This window comes from Moorena sp. SIO4G3 (assembly GCF_010692305.1).
Taxonomy (GTDB): domain Bacteria; phylum Cyanobacteriota; class Cyanobacteriia; order Cyanobacteriales; family Coleofasciculaceae; genus Moorena; species Moorena producens_A.
The window spans coordinates 1-2,428 of sequence record NZ_JAAHIG010000651.1; the positions used below are offsets into that span (position 1 = coordinate 1).

Sequence of the window (2,428 nt, forward strand, 5' to 3'; positions counted from 1 at the left end):
TTTCTCTGGTTCTCCTGGGGGGGCGACATGAGAGCTAAAAAGTAGACTGTATAAGCTTCATAGCTCTCATACCTCGTAAATAATTATCGAGCTTATGACGACTTAAACGCATTAACTTATCAACTAATTCCCAACATTGCTGCATAAAATTAATCCATTTTTGAGCATACATTCCAATATAAAAATTACTATGTCTTTTAGTTGATCGCCCATATTCTTTGACTCTAGCTACATAGTTCTGAACTCCTTTTTTATTAATTATTTCTCCTTTAATAGTTGCAATAAAGTAAGCAAAAGAGATTATAATAACTAAAGATATAAAGCGTTCGCCGACAACATTACTGCCTTCCATGTCTTGATGCAGTCGCTCATGGGGGAAACCCCCAAGACCGCGCTGCATCGCTATTATATCCACCGCTTTTATAATCTCGGAACATCTCCTCAATATCAAAACGTTTTTTATAAGCGGATATTGCCTCAGATGCTTCGCTCATATTTGTTAGAATAAACCAACCTTCTTTTGTTACTGTATTTCGATAACTTTTCTTCCATTTACATGCAATACTAAATCCTGATACTTGTTTAGTTTTGGTGACTTTAACCTTTTCAAAAAATCACAAAATTCCTGGTTTTAATCCCGAGTTTTTCAAGGAAATCAATCCCTGATTTTTAAGCTCAATTTGCTCGTTTTCTCTAAGTCTTAAACAAAACTTAAAACCTTGTTTGTCTAGCCACTCAGCCAATTTAACTGAACAAAATTCCCGGTCACCCAAAATGACAATTTGATAATCATTAAATAGCTCTATAATATTTGAAATTAGTTGTTTCTGCTCGGAAAAGTTACTTGACACCAATTTTGATAAAAGTTGAAAATAAACGGGAATTGCTCGGTTTTTATAAATTAAGCTAACCACCAATAAATTTTTGTTCTTCCAATTAGTTCTATCGATAGCTAAATAGATTATTTTCTCTTTAGGAAATGTTTGATTTATCCATTCTTGAATAATTGGAAACCACAAATATTTTACATCAAATACTGGCAAAGACAAAAATCTCTGTAGTTTTTTACGTCGTGAGTGAAATTGAATGGGTAAAGGGAGTGACTCTGCGATTTTTTCAAGTTTTATATTTTTGGTGTCTTGTCTAATTATTATTATAAGGTAAAAAAACAATAATTGAGATTCACAAAGTAGATTTTTTAGATGTTTTTGATATAATTCTGGTAGCATTTTCAATTGATAGGTCGTATTGACAAGTTATGACCTATCTTTTTTTACCATAATTTGCTCAATTTAAGATGTATCAAGGGTTACAGGGCGCTTGTCGCCCCCCCAGCTGGTTCTCTCTATTCTAGGGTCTTTAAAAGTGGCAAAATGTTGCAAAAAACTCTTGGTTAAAAAGCCAGTATTTGGGTGAGTATAATTAGGTTTTTTTTTGAACTACAGCAGTTTGGAAGCCTCGGGACATTGATGAGTACTAATGAATTGTTAAATTGAATTAATTCCAACTTTTATCTTACCATATTTTGGTCAAAACTTAAGATGGGTTTACCCTGAGGATAGTTTAAGACATAGTATTTGCTTGAGAAGAAGCAGGGAGCAGGGAGCAGGGAGTAGGGAATAGGGAAGAGAAAAGAGGGAACAGGCCAAAAATTATCTGTACCTCATTAGGCTAAAAAACGCTATACTTTGGAGAAAACAAGGCAGAGGACAGAAGGCAGAAGTGAATTCAACCTTGGCCTATTGGCCACGAAATCACGTTCAACCTTAAACAACCTTCAACCTTCAACCTTAAACAACCTTCAACCTTCAACCTTCAACAACCTTCAACCTTCAACAACAGAAGAACCACTACCCGATAATGACTAAAACGTTACCAACCGGATGAACCGGGCATGTAGAGATGGGGTTTTGGTGTGCGATCGCAGCTGCACCCGGATCGGATAATCCAGGGAATGTAGAGATGGGGTTTGGGTATGCGATCACATGTCTTTGTGAAAAAAACTCTCGCTTCTACAATGCCCTGAATACCTGGCTCGGTCAGGGGCGGGTCTAGTATTAAATTAACTGAATACCTATAGAACAAATATTACCCTCAGGGGTACTGTGGCGTTAAAAATTAATAGTTATTATAAAAATGTGCTGAGAGAAAAATTCAGTTACATCAATAGAACACAAAAAATATTCCTCAATAAAAGGAGGTTAGAAATTATGCCTGTTGTTTGTGATTTTTCCGAAATCGTGGGTGATAGACCTGTAAACATTACTCCTACAGTGTGGGAACGCAACTTTAATACCGGTGGACGTACATTGGGTACAGCTTTTTTGATCTTTAGTGTTTCGGGTCTTACCTCTACTAGAGTATTTGTTAGAGTTAATAATGTAGTAGTAGGGGAAATTACTCCTAACCAAAGTAACCTTACTTGGTT

General features: G+C 35.8%; 3 protein-coding genes and 1 pseudogene. 3 read left to right on the forward strand and 1 reads right to left on the reverse strand.

Going from position 1 to position 2,428, the window contains the following annotated elements; genetic code table 11:
- Positions 1-1,229, reverse strand: a pseudogene (locus tag F6J99_RS44190) (IS4 family transposase); the annotation flags it as partial.
- Positions 1,230-1,742: 513 nt separating this feature from the next.
- On the opposite strand from F6J99_RS44190, the gene F6J99_RS44195 reads away from it, so the two are divergent.
- From F6J99_RS44195 to F6J99_RS44205, 3 genes are all read left to right on the forward strand, one after another.
- Positions 1,743-1,868, forward strand: coding sequence for a hypothetical protein (locus F6J99_RS44195; protein ID WP_293123573.1), 126 nt, complete (start codon positions 1,743-1,745; stop codon positions 1,866-1,868).
- A 34-nt stretch (positions 1,869-1,902) separates the two neighbouring features.
- The gene (locus tag F6J99_RS44200) at positions 1,903-2,055 is read left to right on the forward strand and encodes a hypothetical protein (protein WP_293123575.1); all 153 of its coding nucleotides are present in this window, start codon (positions 1,903-1,905) and stop codon (positions 2,053-2,055) included.
- A gap of 155 nt (positions 2,056-2,210) precedes the next feature.
- Positions 2,211-2,428, forward strand: a 218-nt coding sequence (locus F6J99_RS44205; RefSeq protein ID WP_293123578.1) for a hypothetical protein, incomplete at its 3' end; no start/stop codon positions are given.

Coding starts and splice junctions, on each gene's coding strand:
- F6J99_RS44200 (WP_293123575.1), top strand. CDS start 1,903: ATGGGGTTTTGGTGTGCGATCGCAGCTGCACCCGGATCGGATAATCCA.